Here is a 17,124-nt window from a genome sequence, read left to right on the forward strand (position 1 = left end):
CTACCCCTTCGCCAGCGCCGCCCGGATGACCGAGAGTGCTTCGTCAATCATCGGCGCCGTCACGTCGAGATGCGTGCAGGCGCGCAGCCTGCCGCCGAGCATGGAAAGCTGCACCCCCTCCATCCGAGCCCGCCGCATCACATCCCCCGGTGCCACGCCGGTGCCGGCGACAGTGAAGAACACCAAGTTCGTGTCCGGGTCCTGCACCTCCACGCCCTCCATCTGCGCCAGGCCACGCGCCAGGGCCTTGGCGTTGGCGTGATCCTCCGCCAGCCGGTCGACGTGGTGATCCAGCGAGTAGAGGCACCCGGCCGCGCACACCCCCGCCTGCCGCATCGCGCCACCCAGCCGCTGCTTCCAGCGCCAGGCCTCGTCGATGAACTCGGCGGACCCGCACAGCACGGCGCCGAGCGGCGCGCCGAGGCCCTTGGTGAAGTCGAGCCACACGCTGTCCCAGCCCGCGACCATGTCCGCGGGCGCGACGCCCGCGGCGACGCAGGCATTCATCAGCCGCGCGCCGTCCATATGCGTCGATAGCCCGGCGCCATGCGCGATGCCGGCAATCTCATCCAGCGTCGACTTCGCCCAGACGGCGCCGCCACCCGTGTTGGCGGTCTGCTCCACCTCCACCAGCCGCTGCGTCGGCGTGTGGCGGGACTTGCCGCGCAGCGCGCCGCGCAACTGGTCCGGCGTGTACATGCCGCGCGGACCCGGCAGGGGAAGAATCTGCACGCTGCCGAGTGCTGCATGGGCGCCGCCCTCGCTGGTCAGGATGTGCGCGGTCTCATGCGCGATGATCTCCTCGCCGGGGCGGCAATGCACCAGCGTGGCGGCGACGTTGCACATGGTGCCGGTCGGCATGAACACCGCCGCCTGCTTGCCCATCAACGCCGCCATGCGATCGCACAGCGCATGCACCGTGGGATCGTCGCCATGCTGCTCGTCGCCGACCTCGGCCCGCATCATCGCGTCGAGCATGGCAGGCGTCGGCTTCGTCTGCGTGTCCGAGTACAGGTTGACGCGAACGGGCGGCGCGCCTTCGGGCGGGCGTTCGGGGGCATGGACCATGGGGCGCTCCGGCAATGTGCTGCCGCGCATCCCGCCCCGCGCGGCCTGTTCCGTCAACCCAGCCCATTCCTCAACCCAGGCCGTGCCGGTCCCACACCGGCGCGACCGCCGGTCGCACCGCCACGGCGCGGGCCAGCACCTCCAGCTTCGGCAGGTTCTCCGGCGTCCAGACCCGGCCGCCCATCCAGCGCGACAGCACCGCCAGGTACAGGTCGGCAACGCTGAAGCGCTCGCCGAGCAGGAAGGGTGCGGCGGCATCGCCGGTGAGACCCGCGTGCCGCTCGATCACGCCCAGCACCTCCTGCCCCATCTCCTGCGCCCGCCATTTCACGGGCTGCGCCTGGTCTGGCCCGATGCCGAACCGCTCCGGATAGTCGTAGCGCGTGACATGCGGGTAGAATTCGCCGGCCAGCAGCGCCATCCAGCGCAGCGCCGTGGCGCGGCCGAGGTCGCCGGGCGGCGGCAGTAGCCCCGCCTCCGGATGCAGATCGGCCAGTGTCACCAGAATGGCGAGGCTTTCCGTCATCACCATCCCGCCTGGCAGCACCAGCGTCGGCAGCCGGCCCATCGGGTTCAGCTCGAGGTAGTCCGCGCGACGCTGGTGGTCGCCTTCCAGCGGCACCTCCCGCAGTTCCACCTCGGCCCCGGCTTCGGCCAGCGCCATCTCCACCGGGCCAGAGCCCGAACCCTTGTCGCCGTAGAGTATGTATTTCATGGCGGTGAGCCTGCCCGATTTCCGCGCAAGGCGCGCGACGCAAAGCCGTGAAACAGGCGGCAACGTGGATGCCATGTCCCCGTGCTTGGTTACGCGCCCGCAGGCGGAAGACAGGGCATGGTCGGTTTGCAGCTCAGCATCGGGGAGATCCTTGCGGATCAGCGGGAGGGTGCGGCGGCGCGCGCCGGCGCCTCGGCCCGGGATATCCGGGTGGCGCGGGAGACCGGCTTCGACCCGGAGGACGTGATGACGCTGCGCCAGGCCTCCGCCGCGCAGAACCTGCTGCTGTTCTTCCGCTGCCCCAACCTCGCCGCCCGGTCCCTGCACGGCCTGCTGCCCGCCAAGACCGCGGTGACGAAGGCGAAAAGCGGTCCCTCCGGCGCCGTGCAGGGCGCGCAGGGCCACCTCATGGTGTCAGACTACGACATCATGAGTTGCTGGCGGCAGCAGGCCGGCGGCTTTCGGAAGATCCCTGTCACCGCCACCACACCCGGCTCGAAATACGGCGCCTGGCCCGTGGAGGCGCGCGAGCTGGTCCGCGGCCTGAACCGCCGGCTTCTGACCCGCATCCAGCATGGCGCGCAGGATGATTGGCTGGACCCGGCCCGGAACCGCGGCGTGAAGCCTGGGGACCTGTTCCTGGCCTTCCGGCTGGGAGTGGCGGAGCCGCTGAACGGGCCGGAGGCGCTTCAGCGCGCCTACCTCACCAACGGCCTGTTCTGGCCCTACCTGCCGAACGGCGCGCATTGCGGGCGAACGGCCTAGCGACGTGCCGCCGGCAAACCGAACAGGCGGCGCCGCCTTGCGGCGGGGCGCAGCAGCACGCCGGTGAACAGCACCAGGAAGCCGGCGAACAGCACGATCGAATCCGGCTCGGGCACCGGCACGAGGACGGTCTCAAGCGGCGGGTGCAACTCGCCGACCAGAGGTAGCTGGTCCTGGAACAGGCCGCCCAGCCTGAACAGGCTCGGGCCGCTCATGAGCAGGCCGAGCGTTTCGCCTTCCGCTGCCAAGCCGAATGGCACGCCAGCACTTTCCGCACCGGCCGTGGGTGCGGGCTGCGCGGCGTGCGGGCCGGAGAGCAGGCTCGGCAGGCCGAGGGCCTCGCAGGCCAGGATCATGCCGCTTGCCGCAGCCGCGCCGGCGGCCACCGGCGCCACGACCTGGGACGCGCGCCTTGCCACCCCGGCTGGCGCGGTAACGCCAATGACTTGCCACCGGCCATCGACGAGTTCGGTCGGCGCAGCCTCGCCCAGGCCCGCCCCTGGTCCGCCCTGTGGCCTCGGCCGGGGCCGTGGCACCAGGCGGCAGATGGCCTGGATCGCGTCCAGGGCGCCCATGTCAGGCGGCCTGGTTCAGGCGATAGCCGTCGCGGTTGGACAGCAACAACCGGGCATTCGCGGGATTGGGCTCGATCTTCTGCCGCAGCCGCCAGATATGGGTCTCCAGCGTATGGCTGCTGACGGCGTTGTTGTAGCCCCACACATCCATGAGCAGGGTCTGCTTGGCGACCGGCTGCCCATCCGCCTCATGCAGGTATTTCAGCACCGCGACCTCCTTTGCCGTCAGCCGTATCGTCCGGTTGCGGGCCCGCTCCAGCAGCAGCTTGGCGGAGGGGCGGAAGGCATAGGGGCCGATGGTCCGGACCGCGGTCCCGGCGCTGGCATGCACCCGATGATGGGCGCGAAGCCGTGCGGCCAGTTCCGGCAGGCTGAACGGCTTGACGATGTAGTCGTTGGCGCCGCTGTTCAGTCCACGGACGATGTCCTGCGCGTCTCCGGCTTCGCTGAGCAGCACGATCGGCAGGTCGACGCCGCTGGCGCGCAGGCTTGCACAGAGATCCGGACCCTCGGCCGGGGACATGCCGGTGTCGATCAGCACCGCGTCGCAATCAACGCCTGAGCCGCTGAGCAGGACCCGGGCGGCGGCGGCATCCTCCGCCTGCTGCACCGTGAAGGATTGGGCAAGGCTGTCGGCGAGGCTGGCGCGAAGGCGTTGATCGCCTGAGACAAGCAGGACGGACAACATTTGGGATGATCCTACAAAAAGATTGCGCTGCCCCGCAGTATAGGTTGTAGGTTTGCCACCGCGATTTGACGTTTATGGCATAATCTGTATTTTTATACGAGATTTGTACCATTTTTGCGCGACCTGTCACGCAGATCAGGCTTGGTTACCGCAGCCAGGCGCAGGAGAGGCCGGTTCGGCGTTCAGGCTGCCGCCGACAGTCCCAGGGACCCAGCGAAGCTAGCCCGTTTCAGGCGGAGGGGGCCGGCGTGGCGGCGGCGGGCGGCGCGGCGCGGCGGTAGAGGTTGGCGGCGCGGCGCTCGAAGGACCGCACCATCAAACGAACGGCCTCGTTGAACACGGTGCCGATCACCGCCTGCAGCAGGCGGGACTTGAACTCGAAATCGACGAAGAAATCGACTTCGGTACCGTTCGCCACTGGCCGGAAGCGCCAGTGGTTGTTCAGGTAGCGGAACGGGCCCGTCAGGTAGCGCACATGCACATGGTGCGGCCGTTCCAGCGTGACCTGGCTGCGGAAGGTCTCCCGGAACATCTTGAAGCCGATGGTCAGGTCCGCGATCAGCTCGCCCTCGGTGCGGGAGACGATGCGCGCCCCGACGCACCAGGGCAGGAATTCCGGATAGCGGCGAACATCGGCGACCATGTCGAAAAGCTGCTCGTCCGAATACGGCAGCACCCGCTTTTCCGCGTGAGTCGGCATCAGGCGGCCTTCAGCCTGGCCGCCCGCGCATCGCGCAACGCCGCGAAGTCGCGGTCCGCGTGGTAGCTCGACCGTGTCAGCGGCGTCGCCGACACCAGCAGGAAGCCCTTGCCGCGCGCTGCCTGGCCGTAATCGGCGAACTCGTCCGGCGTCACGAAGCGATCGACCGCCGCGTGCTTCACACTGGGTTGGAGGTATTGCCCGATGGTCAGGAAATCGACCTCCGCACTGCGCAGGTCGTCCATCACTTGCAGCACCTCGATCCGCTTCTCCCCCAGTCCGACCATGATGCCGGACTTGGTGAAGATGGACGGGTCCTGCTGCTTCACCCGGTCGAGCAGCCGCAGCGAATGGTAATAGCGGGCGCCCGGCCGGATGGAGGGGTACAGCGCCGGCACGGTTTCCAGGTTGTGGTTGAACACATCCGGCCGCGCCGCCACCACGACCTCCAGCGCGCCATCCTTGCGCAGGAAATCGGGCGTCAGGATCTCGATGGTCGTCTCCGGCGCCGCGGCGCGCAGCGCCCGGATCGTCTGGGCGAAGTGCTCCGCCCCGCCGTCCTTGAGGTCGTCGCGGTCCACGGAGGTGATGACAACGTGCCGCAGGCCGAGCTTCGCCACCGCATCCGCCACCCGCCGCGGCTCATCGGCATCGAGCGCCTTCGGCATGCCGGTGATGACGTTGCAGAAGCTGCAGGCGCGGGTGCAGGTGTCGCCCATGATCATCATGGTGGCGTGGCGCTGCGACCAGCATTCCCCGATGTTCGGGCAGGCGGCTTCCTCGCAGACCGTCACCAGACCATTCGCCCGCATCAGCGCCTGCGTTTCCCGGTACACCGGGCTGGTCGGCGCCTTCACCCGGATCCAATCCGGCTTCCGCTGGATCGGATTGTCGGGGCGGTTTGCCTTTTCCGGGTGCCGGATGGCTCCGGCCCTGGCGTGGTTGATCTCGACGCGGGTGCTCATGGCGCTAGATGTGGATCACCCGGCCATAGGCATCAAGCACCGACTCATGCATCGCCTCGGACACGGTGGGGTGCGGGAAGACGGTATGCATCAACTCCGCCTCGGTCGATTCCAGGGTGCGGGCGATGCCGTAGCCCTGGATCATCTCCGTCACCTCCGGCCCCACCATGTGCGCGCCGAGCAATTCGCCGGTCTTGGCGTCGAACACCGTCTTCACGAAGCCCTCCGGCTCCCCCATCGCGATGGCCTTGCCGTTGCCGATGAAGGGGAAGCGGCCGACGCGCACCTCATGGCCCGCCTCCTTGGCGCGCGCTTCCGTCATTCCCACGCTGGCGACCTGCGGGCGGCAGTAGGTGCAGCCGGGAATGTTCAGGATATCCATGGCATGCGGATGCTTGCCCGCGATCGCCTCGACGCAGATCACCGCCTCATGGCTCGCCTTGTGCGCCAGCCAGGGCGCGCCGGTCAGGTCGCCGATGGCATAGACGCCCGGCTCGCCGGTCTTGCCGAAGGCGTCCGTCACCACATGGGTGCGCTCCACCTTCACCTTCGTGCCTTCCAGCCCGAGGTCTTCCACGTTGCCGACGATGCCGACCGCTGAGATCAGCCGGTCCGCCGTGATGTCCTGGACCTTGCCGCCGGCTTCGACGATTGCGGTGATGCTGTCGGCCGACTTGCGGACACCCTGCACCCGCGCGCCGGTGATGATCTTCATGCCCTGCTTGGTGAATGCCTTGTGGACGAAGGCCGAGATCTCGGCGTCCTCGACCGGCAGGATGCGGTCCATCACCTCGATGAGCGTCACCTCTGCGCCCATGTTCAGGTAGAAGCTGGCGAATTCGGAGCCGATGGCGCCCGAGCCCATGACGATCAGCTTCTTCGGCAGCGCGACCGGCGTCATCGCTTCGCGGTAGGACCAGATCAGCTTGCCGTCCGGCTCCATCCCCGGCAGCACGCGGGCGCGGGCGCCGGTGGCCAGCAGGATGTGCTTGGCCTGAAGCTCGGCTACCGGCTTGCCGTCCTTGCTGACTGATACCTTGCCCGGCCCGGCGAGCTTCGCGTGGCCGTCGTAGACGGTCACCTTGTTCTTCTTCATCAGGTGCTTCACGCCACCCGACAATTGCCCGGCAACCTGGCGGCTGCGCTTCACCACCTTGGCGAAATCGAAGCGGATATTGTCCGCCGCGAAGCCATAGGCATCCAGCGTATGCAGCAGGTGATTGATCTCGCTGGCGCGCAGCAGCGCCTTGGTCGGAATGCAGCCCCAGTTCAGGCAGATGCCGCCCAGGTTCTCGCGCTCGACCAGCGCCACCTTCATGCCGAGCTGGCTGCCGCGGATGGCGCCGACATAGCCACCAGGGCCGCCGCCGACGACGACGAGATCGAAACTCTCCGCCATTTCAGGACTCTCCTGCCAGGGCACGCAGCGCGTCACCCGAGAGGCGCCTCACGCGCCATTCATCGCGGCTGTCCGAGCCGATGCGGTCATAGAACTTGATGGCCGGTGCGTTCCAGTCGAGCACCTGCCATTCCATCCGCGTGCAGTTTTCCGCCACCGCGCGCTGCGCCAGGTGCCGGAAGAAGGCGCCGCCGGCGCCGAGCCCGCGATGCGCCGGCTCGACGTAGATGTCTTCGAGGTAGATGCCGGGCCGGCCGGTGAAGGTCGAGAAATTATAGAACCAGATGGCCTGCCCGATCAGCCGCCCCTCGCGCTCCGCCAGCGTGCAGAAGACGCGCGGGTTGGCGCCGAACAGTGCCTCGCGGAAATCCGCCTCCGTCCCCACCGCCTCATGCAGCAGCTTCTCGTATCCGGCGAGGTCACGGACCAGCCGGAGGATCTCCGGCAGGTCCGCAGGCTCGGCGTCGCGGAGGGTGAAGCTCACAGCATCAGGCTCAGCGGCTCCTCGACGACTTTCTTGAACGCCGCGATCCACTCCGCCGCCAGCGCGCCATCCACAACGCGGTGGTCGACGCTCAGCGTGCAGGTCATCACCGTCGCGATCGCCAGCGCGCCATCCTTCACCACGGGCCGCTGTTCGCCGGCGGAGACCGCGAGGATGCCGGCCTGCGGCGGGTTGATGATCGCGGAGAAGTCACGCACGCCATACATCCCCATGTTGGAGATGCTGAACCCGCCGCCCTGGAACTCCTCCGGCTTCAGCTTGCCCGATTTGGCCCGCGCCGCGAGGTCCTTCATCTGGCTGCTGATGGAGGCGAGGCCCGCCTGATCGGCCTTGCGGATGATCGGCGTGATCAGGCCATCGGGGATGCTGACGGCCACCGAGATGTCGACGTCGTGGTACTGAAGGATCGCATCCTCCGTCCATGTCGCATTCACCGCAGGCATCCGACGCAGCGTCACCGCCGCCGCCTTGATCACCAGGTCGTTCACCGAGAGCTTGAACGCGCCCGGGCCATCCTTCGGCGACGTCGCGTTCAACTGTGACCGCAGCTTCAGCAGCGCGTCGATCTCGATATCCATCGAGACGTAGAAGTGCGGCACCGTCTGCTTCGATTCCGACAGCCGCCGCGCGATCACCTTGCGCATCGTGCTGTTCGGGATCGCGGTATGCGGCGCCGTGATCGCGGGCGCCGGGGCCTTCGGGGCCGGTACCGCGGCGGGCGCCGCAGCCGGTGCGGGTGCCGAGGCTGCTGCCGCGGGCTTCGCCGCCTGCGGCTTGGCCAGCGCCGCCTCCACATCCGTCTTCACGATGCGGCCGTTCGGCCCGCTGCCGTTGAGGCCAGCCAGGTCGATGCCCGCCTGCGCCGCCATGCGCCGCGCCAGCGGCGAGGCGATGGTGCGGTCGCCGGAGGATGCGACGGTCTTCGGCGCCTCCGTCTTCGGCGCCGCGGCGGGTTCGGTCTTGGGCGTTTCAGGCGCCACGGGCTTGGATGCCTCGGCCTTGGGCGCGTCCGCCTTGGCCGCCGGCGCCGCATCGGCGGACTCACCCGGCTCAACCAGCACCGCGATCGGGTCGTTGACCTTCACGCCCGCGGTGCCGCCCTGGACCAGGATCTTGCCCAGCACGCCCTCATCCACGGCTTCCACTTCCATGGTCGCCTTGTCGGTCTCGATCTCGGCGATGATGTCGCCGGCCTTCACCGTGTCGCCCTCGGCCTTGAGCCAGCGCGCCAGCGTGCCCTCGGTCATCGTCGGGGACAGCGCCGGCATCAGGATGTTCGTTGCCATCTGCTGTCGCTCCTATTTGTAGGTCACGCGCTTGGCAGCATCGATCACCTGTTCCAGCCGCGGCAGCGCCAGCTTCTCCAGGTTCGCCGCGTAGGGCATCGGAATATCCAGGCCGTGCACCCGCACCGGCGGCGCATCCAGGTCGTCGAAGCAGTTTTCCAGGATCTGCATGGCGACCTCCGCCCCGATGCCGGCATAGGGCCAGCCTTCCTCGAGCGTGACCAGGCGGTTGGTCTTCTTCACCGACTTCACCACGGTCTCGATATCCAGCGGCCGCAGCGTGCGGAGGTTGATGACCTCGGCACTGATCCCCTGCGCCTCCAGCGCCTCCGCCGCCTGCATCGCCATGCCGACCATGATGGAGAACGCCACCAGGGTCACGTCGGTGCCCTCGCGCTCCACCTTTGCCTTGCCGATCGGCAGGATGAAATCCTCATCCGTCGGGCAGTCGAAGGTCTGCCCGTAGAGGATCTCGTTCTCCAGGAAGATGACCGGGTTCGGATCGCGGATCGCAGCCCGCAGCAGGCCCTTGGCATCCGCCGCCGACCACGGCGCCAGCACCTTCAGGCCCGGAAGATGGGCGTACCATGAGGCATAGCACTGGCTGTGCTGCGCCGCGACGCGGCTGGCGGCACCATTCGGGCCGCGGAACACGATCTGGCAGCCAAGCTGGCCGCCCGACATGTACAGCGTCTTCGCCGCGGAATTCACGATCTGGTCGATCGCCTGCATGGAGAAGTTGAAGGTCATGAACTCGACGATGGGCTTCAGGCCCGTCATCGCCGCGCCGACCGCCATGCCGGTGAAGCCATGTTCGGTGATCGGCATGTCGATGACACGCTTCGGCCCGAACTCGTCCAGCAGGCCCTGGCTGATCTTGTAGGCACCCTGGTACTGGCCGACTTCCTCACCGATCAGGAACACGTCCTTGTCGGTGCGCATCTCCGCCGCCATCGCGTCGCGCAGCGCCTCACGCACCGTGATCGGCTTGGTCGCGCCCCATTCCTTTTCCGGCGCAGGGGCCTTGGCCATGGCGGGCGTCGTCTCGGGGCGGGTCTCGGTGCCCTTGGCCGCGATCGCACCGGCATCCTCACCATTCTTCGCCGGTGCAGGTGCAGCCTGGGGCGCCGGCTTCGCCGCGGTCTCGTTGCCGTCGGCCAACTCCGCGATCGGCGTGTTCACCGCGACGGCGTCGGTGCCTTCCGGCACCAGGATCTTGGTCAGCGTGCCCTCATCCACGGCTTCCACTTCCATGGTCGCCTTGTCGGTCTCGATCTCGGCGATGACGTCGCCGGCCTTCACCGCGTCGCCCTCCGCCTTCAGCCAGCGGGCGAGCTTGCCCTCCGTCATCGTCGGCGACAGCGCCGGCATCAGGATCTGAGTCATGCCTTCGACTCCACCAGCACGTCCGTCCAAAGCTCGCTCTCATCCGGCTCCGGCGAGGTCTGCGCGAACTCGGCGCTGTCCTGCACGATGGCCTTCACCTCGTCGTCGATCACCTTGAGCTCGGCCTCGGAGGCGCCGAACTGCTCCAGCAGCATCTTCCGCGCGGTCTCGATGCAGTCGTTCTGCTCGCGCATCTTCTGCACTTCCTCCCGCGTCCGGTACTTCGCCGGGTCGGACATCGAATGCCCGCGGTAGCGGTAGGTCTTCATCTCCAGCAGGTACGGGCCGTTGCCGGCGCGGCAGTGGGCGACGGCGCGTTCGCCGGCCTCCTTCACCGCCAGCACGTCCATGCCGTTGACCTGCTCGCCGGGGATGCCCCAGGGCGCGCCGTTCTTCGACAGATCGCGGGAGGCGCTGGCACGCTCCACGCTGGTGCCCATGCCGTACTTGTTGTTCTCGATGACGAAGATGCAGGGCAGCTTGAACAGTGCTGCCAGGTTCAGGCTCTCGAACACCTGGCCCTGGTTGGAGGCCCCCTCGCCGAAATAGGTCACGGCGACCGCGCCATCTTCCCGGTACCAGTTGGCGAAGGCCAGGCCGGCGCCGAGCGAAACCTGCGCGCCGACGATGCCGTGGCCGCCATAGAAGCCCTTCTCGCGGGAGAACATGTGCATGCTCCCGCCCTTGCCCTTGGAATAGCCGCCGATGCGGCCGGTGAGCTCGGCCATCACGCCGCGCGCTTCCATGCCGGTGGCCAGCATGTGCCCATGGTCGCGGTAGGAGGTGATGACCTCGTCGCCCGGCTTGAGGCAGAGCTGCATGCCGACCACCACGGCTTCCTGGCCGATATAGAGGTGACAGAAGCCGCCGATGAGGCCCATGCCATAAAGCTGGCCGGCCTTTTCCTCGAAACGGCGGATCAGCAGCATGTCGCGATAGGCACGGGTCAGCAGATCCTTGCTGACGGCGGGCTGGCTGCCCCCCTTGGAGGCCCCCTTTCCGCGAGCTGCGCGGGCGGCGGTCTCGGCCATGCGGTTCCTCCTCAGGGCTTGCCTTTCAACGCATCTACGCGCGCCCAAACCGCGGTGCAAGCACGCGGTTTCGATGAAATAGCGTTATTGTGCAATGCAATAAGGCGATTAACCGCGGATCGGTTAACTCAACCTCGCCGGTTTTTCGCGCTTCCGGAATGGGATTGCGAGGGCACCAGGGCAGCCAGCCGAATGCTGCTATCCGGCGGCGCCTGCCGCAATTTCACGAAATCCGCGGCCGCAAGGCAGCATGCCCGCCATCAGGGCAGGAAATTCGGGGCTCATGCCCCCTCACCCGGCCGCCCCCGATCGGGGCGGCAGCGCATCAGAACAGGCGACGCTCCGGCCCGTAGGGAACGACGATCTCGTTCTTGTCGACCATGTTGAGCAGTTGCCGCGCCCGCTCATCCAGCTGGTCGCGGTCCAGCCGGTCGCCACGAAGACCGTGGACGCGCCGTTCCACCGCCTCCAACTCGGTCTGCACCCGGGTTAGCTCCAGCCGCGCCTCCTGGATGCGCTCCTGGCGCACGTCGCGCGCGATCAGGCCGCGCTCGCCATGCACCGCATGCCAGACAAAGTAGCCGCTGGTGCCCAGGAACAGCACCGGCAGCACGGCCGCCCTGACCCGACGCATGATCCACGCGCCGGCGCCCCCCCGCCGTTCTGGCGGTAGATACAAATCACTCACCCCTGCGAGTCCCCCGACCGACAGACCCCCTGAATCGCAGCCGGCCCCGCCCCTGTAAAGCGGAAACGACGGGCTCAGCGGCGCAGGACGCTCCGCCCTGCATAACGGGCCGCGGCTCCGAGGTCCTGTTCAATGCGAATCAATTGGTTGTACTTCGCCGTACGATCGGAGCGGGACAGCGATCCGGTTTTGATCTGTCCGCAATTCGTCGCGACCGCGAGGTCCGCGATGGTCGAATCCTCGGTCTCGCCGCTGCGATGGCTCATCACTGCCTTGAAGCCGGCGCGCTGGGCCATCTCCACCGCCTCCAGCGTCTCGGTCAGGGTGCCGATCTGGTTGACCTTGACCAGGATGGCGTTGCCCGTGCCGGTCTCGATGCCACGGCGCAGGCGTTCCGTGTTCGTCACGAAAAGATCGTCGCCGACCAGGTTGACCTTGGCGCCCAGCCGCTCGGTCAGCAGCTTCCACCCCTCCCAGTCATCCTCGGACATGCCGTCCTCGATGGACACGATCGGGAACTTCCTCACCAGGCCATCGAGGTAGTCGACCATCTGGCCCGAGTCGAAGGTCTTGCCCTCGCCTTCCATGACGTACTTGCCGTCCTTGAAGAACTCCGTGGCGGCGGCATCCAGGGCGAACAGGATGTCCTCCCCCACCCGGTGGCCGGCGGCCTCGCAGGCCTTGCTGATGAAGCCCAGTGCTTCCTCGGCGCTGCCGATGTTCGGCGCGAAGCCGCCCTCGTCACCGACATTGGTGTTGTGGCCGGCGGCGTGCAGCTGCTTCTTGAGCTGCGCGAAAACCTCCGAGCCGATCCGTACCGCATCCGCCACCGTGCCGGCGGCGACTGGCATGATCATGAATTCCTGGATGTCGATCGGGTTGTCCGCGTGCTGGCCGCCATTGATGATGTTCATCATCGGCACCGGCAGGGTGCGGGCGAACACGCCACCAACATAGCGGTACAGCGGCATGTCGAGATCCGCCGCCGCCGCCTTTGCAGTGGCGAGCGACACCGCCAGGATGGCATTGGCGCCGAGGCGGGACTTGTTTGGCGTGCCGTCCAGCTCGATCATCGTTTCGTCGATCTTGACCTGCTCGGCCGCGTCCATGCCGCCGATCGCATCGAAGATCTCACCCTCGACATGGCCGCAGGCGCGCGTCACGCCCTTGCCGCCGTAGCGGGCCTTGTCGCCGTCGCGCAGTTCCACCGCCTCATGCGCCCCGGTCGAGGCGCCGGAGGGAACAATCGCGCGGCCCACGGCGCCGCTGTCCAGGATGACCTCGGCCTCCACGGTCGGGTTGCCGCGGCTGTCGAGGACCTCGCGGGCGATGATGTCAACGATGGCGGCCATGGGGCGCTCCGGGCGGTGGGGTTGCGCCGCGCTTAACGGTGTATCGGCCGGCCGGCAAGACGGCCCGGCTCAACGCGGGCGGCGGGTGTCCCACACCGCGGCGAATCCGCGGCGCAGCGGCATCCCGGTACGGTCGCACGGCTCGACGCGCCCGCAGGGCACCGCCACCGCCCGGGTCAGCACGGAATCCTTGGCCCGGCTGTACCCGGCCAGCTTCAGGTCCAGTGCGCCGCAGGGGTGCACCCGCGTGACCAGGCCCCAATCGCCCGGCCTGGCGGTGCTGACGCTGCCGCCCTCCGGGCGCGTCAGCCGCACCAGATCGCCAGGCTCATAGAGGTAGGATTCGACGCCGGAGGCGCCGTGCAGGGTCCGCATGGCGCATTAGCGCCCGGAACAGGTTACCGCCGGCCTAACCGCGGGAACGGCCGCCACCCAGCAGCAGCGTGATGCCCAGGCCGATCGCCAGCGACAGCGGCACCGCGAGGGAGCCGAATACCGCACCTACAACCACGGTGATGGCCAGCGTCACCGCCATGCCGATCCCGAACCGCCGCAGCCGCGCCTTCTCATCCATCGTCAGACCAGCCTCGCCTGCTTCACCGCCGCCCCGATGAAGCCCTTGAACAGCGGGTGCGGCTCGAAGGGCTTCGACTTCAACTCGGGGTGAAACTGCACACCGATGAACCAGGGATGGTCCGGCACCTCGACGATTTCAGGCAGCAGCCCGTCCGGCGACATGCCAGCGAAGCGCAGGCCGACCTCCTCCAGCCGGTCGCGATAGGTCACGTTCACCTCGAAGCGGTGGCGGTGGCGCTCCGTGATCTCGGGCGCGCCGTACACGTCCCGCACCAGGGACCCCTCGGCCAACTTGGCCACATAGGAGCCCAGCCGCATCGTGCCGCCCAGATCGCCGCCGGCGCTGCGCTTTTCCACCTGGTTGCCGCGGGCCCATTCGGTCAGCAGCCCCACCACCGGCTCCGGAGTCGTGCCGAATTCGGTAGAGGAAGCGGCCTTGAGCCCGACCAGGTTCCGCGCCGCCTCGATCACCGCCATCTGCATGCCGAAGCAGATGCCGAGGAAGGGGATCTTGCGCTCGCGGGCGAAGCGCACTGCCTCGATCTTGCCGGAGGAGCCACGCTCGCCGAAGCCGCCCGGCACCAGGATGCCGTGCACGCCTTCCAGCTGCTTCACCGCTTCCTCGTCGCCGGCCTCGAAGACCTGGCTGTCGACCCAGTTCAGCTTTACCTTCACCTTGTTGGCGATGCCGCCATGAGTCAGGGCTTCGGCGAGGGATTTGTAGCTGTCGAGCAGGTTGGTATACTTGCCGACGACGGCAATCGAAACCTCGCCCTCCGGCGCGCGGATCGACTGCACGATCCGCTCCCAGCGGCGCATGTCCGGCTCGCCGTAGAAGGACAGGTTGAAGTGCCGCAGCACTTCGCGGTCCAGGCCCTCCGCATGGTAGCTGATCGGCACGGAATAGATGCTGTCGGCGTCATAGGCCGGGATCACCGATTCCGGCCGGACGTTGCAGAACAGCGCGATCTTGCGGCGCTCGTTCTCCGGGATCGGCCGGTCGCACCGGCACAGCAGGATCTGCGGCTGGATGCCGACGCCGAGCAGTTCCTTGACGCTGTGCTGCGTCGGCTTGGTCTTCAACTCCCCGGCCGAGGGAATGTAGGGCACCAGTGTCAGGTGGATGAACAGGCTGCGCGTCGGGCCGAGTTCGTTGGCGAGCTGGCGGATGGCTTCCAGGAAGGGCAGCGATTCGATATCGCCGACGGTGCCGCCGACCTCGACCAGGACGAAGTCGTAGGTGTCCGTTTCCGCCTGGATCACGTCCTTGATCTTGTCGGTGATGTGCGGAATCACCTGGACCGTGCCACCGAGGTAGTCACCCCGTCGTTCCGCCGCGATCACGTCCGAGTAGATCCGGCCCGTCGTCCAGTTGTCGAGCTTGCTGGCGGCGACGCCGGTGAAGCGCTCGTAATGGCCCAGGTCGAGGTCGGTCTCCGCCCCGTCATCGGTGACGAAGACCTCGCCATGCTGGTACGGGCTCATCGTGCCCGGATCAACGTTGAGATAGGGGTCGAGCTTGCGAAGGCGCACCTTGTAGCCGCGCGCCTGCAGCAACGCACCCAGCGATGCCGCCGCGATGCCCTTGCCGAGGGAGGAGACCACGCCGCCGGTGACAAATACGAACCGCGTCATGGACGCCCCTCATAGCGAAGCCGGACGGGCATTGGAACCCGCCCGGCATGTGGAACCGGTTGTGACAGACATGCTCCCGGCACGCGACCGGGGCAGGAAGCTTCAGTTGTTCGGAACGGTCGGCACCGCAGGTACGGCCGGTGCGGTCGCGGCCGGGACGCCGCCGGCCGGCGCATCCAGGATCGACCCGCGCGGCGCCTCGTTCCGGCCCAGCATGGCCAGCACCAGCGCCAGCGCCATGAAGATGGTGCCGAGCACGGCGGTGGTGCGGGTCAGCAGGTTGGCGGTGCCGCGCCCGGACATGAACCCGCCCATGCCCTGGGAGGTGCCAATGCCCAGCCCACCCCCTTCGCTGCGCTGCACGAGGATGACCCCGATCAGCGCAAGGGTGACGAGCAGGAAGACGACGAGGAGAATGGAGGTCATGGCAGCGGGCTTGTAGCGGAACCCCCTGCGTCCCGCTACCCTGACCACCGAAGGCGGAGGCGCCTTCGTGGTGGAGAATTTGCGCCATGATCGCAACATTCCCGGACTACGGTGGAGGCGACCCCCGGCCGGCACTGTCGGCATTCCTGGACGGCTTCAGGACCGTCATGGACGATATCGCCGAAAACGCATCCACCCATGAGCAAGCGTTCCCGCCAGACATTGCCGCCCTCATCCCTCCGGCCTGGAGGGATCTGTCAAGCAGGTACGAAGATCTCTTGCGATCCGTCGATCGCCTTCAGGAGCCGACCATTTCGCAGCATGGCCTCGTTGGCCCGCAGCTTGCACTCAAGCTTGCCTTGGTACGCGCCAGGAACACTCCATTCCGGGGCGCGGCGACCTACCTGGCTGGAGGGCTGCTGGACTGGCTCATCAAGCTGCTCAAATCCATCGACGTGCTGCTGAAAAGCCTCATCAAGGCGCTGAATGCCGACAGCGCCTGGGAGGAACTCAAGGAAGCCATAGAGAACGCCTTGGACAACCTGCGCTGACGCGGGAGCGTCAGGCCGTGCCATCGCCGGCCGCGGCAGCGATCGCCAGGAAATCCGGCGCGACCAGGCTCGCGCCCCCGACCAGGCCACCATCGACATTGGCAAGGGCCAGGATCGCCTTGGCGTTGCCCGGCTTCATGGATCCCCCATAAAGGATGCGCGTGGCCTGCCCCGCCGGCCCGAACCGCGCCACCAGGGCGGCGCGGATGGTGCCGTGGATGGCGGCAATGTCGGCCTCCGTCGGCGTCCGGCCGGTGCCGATCGCCCAAACCGGCTCATAGGCCACGATGCCGGCGAAGCCGTCCGGCAAGGACCCGGCCAACTGGCCCTCGACCACCGTCTCGGCCTCCCCGGCCAGGCGCTGCGCCTCGGTCTCGCCGACGCAGACCACCGGCACGAGGCCGGCTGCCAGTGCGGCGTCCACCTTGGCGCGTACGCCGGCATCGGTCTCGCCATGGTCGGCGCGGCGTTCGGAATGCCCCAGGATCACATGCGTCGCGCCGACATCCCGCAGCATGGCGGCGGAGACATCCCCGGTATGCGCGCCCTTGCCCGCCGCATGGCAATCCTGCGCGCCCACCGCCACCTTCTGGCCCAGCATCGCCGCCGCAACGATGTGGATATGCGGGAATGGCGGGCAGACCAGCAGGTCCGCCGGCAGCCCGTCCACGGCCCCGGCGCGCACCGCCTCCGCCAGGGCGCCGGCCTCGCGCAGGGTGCCGTGCATCTTCCAGTTGCCGGCGATCAGGGGGCGGATGCCTGGGGTCACGACAGTCTCCTTATCGACAGGCTTCGCCTACCAACGTCGCCAAC

General features: G+C 67.8%; 20 protein-coding genes. 2 read left to right on the forward strand and 18 right to left on the reverse strand.

Features of this window, described 5'->3' with window-relative positions:
• Both ACLF3G_RS18605 and ACLF3G_RS18610 read right to left on the reverse strand, forming a co-directional pair.
• Complete coding sequence (locus ACLF3G_RS18605) at window positions 1-1,068, reverse strand: threonine aldolase family protein (protein ID WP_430670896.1); 1,068 nt, start codon at window positions 1,066-1,068, stop codon at window positions 1-3.
• 70 nt (window positions 1,069-1,138) lie between these two features.
• On the reverse strand, window positions 1,139-1,783 hold the full coding sequence (locus ACLF3G_RS18610) for a glutathione S-transferase family protein (RefSeq protein ID WP_430670897.1): 645 nt from the start codon (window positions 1,781-1,783) through the stop codon (window positions 1,139-1,141).
• A gap of 117 nt (window positions 1,784-1,900) precedes the next feature.
• Here ACLF3G_RS18610 and ACLF3G_RS18615 point away from each other — a divergent pair, with 117 nt between their 5' ends.
• Window positions 1,901-2,548, forward strand: coding sequence for a hypothetical protein (locus ACLF3G_RS18615; protein WP_430670898.1), 648 nt, complete (start codon window positions 1,901-1,903; stop codon window positions 2,546-2,548).
• On the opposite strand, the gene ACLF3G_RS18620 is transcribed toward ACLF3G_RS18615, so the two are convergent.
• The 15 genes from ACLF3G_RS18620 to secG all read right to left on the reverse strand — a co-directional run bounded on the left by ACLF3G_RS18620 (window position 2,545) and on the right by secG (window position 15,760).
• Window positions 2,545-3,123 (reverse strand): hypothetical protein, encoded by a 579-nt coding sequence (locus ACLF3G_RS18620; RefSeq protein ID WP_430670899.1) that lies wholly within the window; start codon window positions 3,121-3,123, stop codon window positions 2,545-2,547. The genes ACLF3G_RS18615 and ACLF3G_RS18620 overlap by 4 nt on opposite strands.
• A gap of 1 nt (window position 3,124) precedes the next feature.
• Window positions 3,125-3,811: a response regulator transcription factor gene (locus tag ACLF3G_RS18625; protein ID WP_430670900.1), complete on the reverse strand. Its 687-nt coding sequence runs from the start codon at window positions 3,809-3,811 to the stop codon at window positions 3,125-3,127.
• 229 nt (window positions 3,812-4,040) lie between these two features.
• On the reverse strand, window positions 4,041-4,511 hold the full coding sequence (locus ACLF3G_RS18630) for a type II toxin-antitoxin system RatA family toxin (RefSeq protein WP_430670901.1): 471 nt from the start codon (window positions 4,509-4,511) through the stop codon (window positions 4,041-4,043).
• Window positions 4,511-5,476: a lipoyl synthase gene (lipA, locus tag ACLF3G_RS18635; RefSeq protein WP_430670902.1), complete on the reverse strand. Its 966-nt coding sequence runs from the start codon at window positions 5,474-5,476 to the stop codon at window positions 4,511-4,513. The genes ACLF3G_RS18630 and lipA overlap by 1 nt, the downstream gene beginning before the upstream one ends.
• 4 nt (window positions 5,477-5,480) lie before the next feature.
• Window positions 5,481-6,875 (reverse strand): dihydrolipoyl dehydrogenase, encoded by a 1,395-nt coding sequence (lpdA, locus tag ACLF3G_RS18640; protein WP_430670903.1) that lies wholly within the window; start codon window positions 6,873-6,875, stop codon window positions 5,481-5,483.
• A 1-nt stretch (window position 6,876) separates the two neighbouring features.
• The gene (locus tag ACLF3G_RS18645) at window positions 6,877-7,359 is read right to left on the reverse strand and encodes an N-acetyltransferase family protein (protein ID WP_430670904.1); all 483 of its coding nucleotides are present in this window, start codon (window positions 7,357-7,359) and stop codon (window positions 6,877-6,879) included.
• A complete protein-coding gene (locus ACLF3G_RS18650) occupies window positions 7,356-8,666 on the reverse strand; it encodes a pyruvate dehydrogenase complex dihydrolipoamide acetyltransferase (RefSeq protein ID WP_430670905.1) in 1,311 nt (436 codons plus the stop codon). The genes ACLF3G_RS18645 and ACLF3G_RS18650 overlap by 4 nt, the downstream gene beginning before the upstream one ends.
• Before the next feature lie 12 nt (window positions 8,667-8,678).
• Complete coding sequence (locus ACLF3G_RS18655; protein WP_430670906.1) at window positions 8,679-10,052, reverse strand: pyruvate dehydrogenase complex E1 component subunit beta; 1,374 nt, start codon at window positions 10,050-10,052, stop codon at window positions 8,679-8,681.
• Window positions 10,049-11,083, reverse strand: a complete 1,035-nt coding sequence (gene pdhA / locus ACLF3G_RS18660; RefSeq protein WP_430670907.1) for a pyruvate dehydrogenase (acetyl-transferring) E1 component subunit alpha — start codon at window positions 11,081-11,083, stop codon at window positions 10,049-10,051. Before pdhA ends, ACLF3G_RS18655 begins: the two co-directional genes overlap by 4 nt.
• Before the next feature lie 325 nt (window positions 11,084-11,408).
• On the reverse strand, window positions 11,409-11,717 hold the full coding sequence (locus ACLF3G_RS18665) for an FtsB family cell division protein (RefSeq protein WP_430670908.1): 309 nt from the start codon (window positions 11,715-11,717) through the stop codon (window positions 11,409-11,411).
• Between the two features lie 128 nt (window positions 11,718-11,845).
• Window positions 11,846-13,123, reverse strand: a complete 1,278-nt coding sequence (eno, locus tag ACLF3G_RS18670) for a phosphopyruvate hydratase (RefSeq protein WP_430670909.1) — start codon at window positions 13,121-13,123, stop codon at window positions 11,846-11,848.
• Between the two features lie 69 nt (window positions 13,124-13,192).
• A complete protein-coding gene (locus tag ACLF3G_RS18675; RefSeq protein ID WP_430670910.1) occupies window positions 13,193-13,498 on the reverse strand; it encodes a hypothetical protein in 306 nt (101 codons plus the stop codon).
• 34 nt (window positions 13,499-13,532) lie between these two features.
• Window positions 13,533-13,697 carry a hypothetical protein gene (locus tag ACLF3G_RS18680; protein ID WP_430670911.1) on the reverse strand — a complete coding sequence of 55 codons (165 nt, stop codon included), beginning with the start codon at window positions 13,695-13,697 and terminating at the stop codon, window positions 13,533-13,535.
• A 2-nt stretch (window positions 13,698-13,699) separates the two neighbouring features.
• A complete protein-coding gene (locus ACLF3G_RS18685) occupies window positions 13,700-15,334 on the reverse strand; it encodes a CTP synthase (RefSeq protein ID WP_430670912.1) in 1,635 nt (544 codons plus the stop codon).
• Between the two features lie 102 nt (window positions 15,335-15,436).
• Window positions 15,437-15,760: a preprotein translocase subunit SecG gene (secG, locus tag ACLF3G_RS18690; RefSeq protein ID WP_430670913.1), complete on the reverse strand. Its 324-nt coding sequence runs from the start codon at window positions 15,758-15,760 to the stop codon at window positions 15,437-15,439.
• 86 nt (window positions 15,761-15,846) lie between these two features.
• Between secG and ACLF3G_RS18695 the strand changes: the two genes are divergently transcribed.
• A complete protein-coding gene (locus ACLF3G_RS18695) occupies window positions 15,847-16,311 on the forward strand; it encodes a hypothetical protein (protein ID WP_430670914.1) in 465 nt (154 codons plus the stop codon).
• Window positions 16,312-16,321: 10 nt separating this feature from the next.
• Here the strand turns inward: ACLF3G_RS18695 and tpiA are convergent, their stop codons facing one another.
• Complete coding sequence (gene tpiA / locus ACLF3G_RS18700; RefSeq protein WP_430671088.1) at window positions 16,322-17,068, reverse strand: triose-phosphate isomerase; 747 nt, start codon at window positions 17,066-17,068, stop codon at window positions 16,322-16,324.
• Between the last annotated feature and the right edge of the window lie 56 nt (window positions 17,069-17,124).

Origin of the sequence: Falsiroseomonas sp. HC035 (assembly GCF_050563525.1) — a bacterium.
GTDB lineage: Bacteria > Pseudomonadota > Alphaproteobacteria > Acetobacterales > Acetobacteraceae > Falsiroseomonas.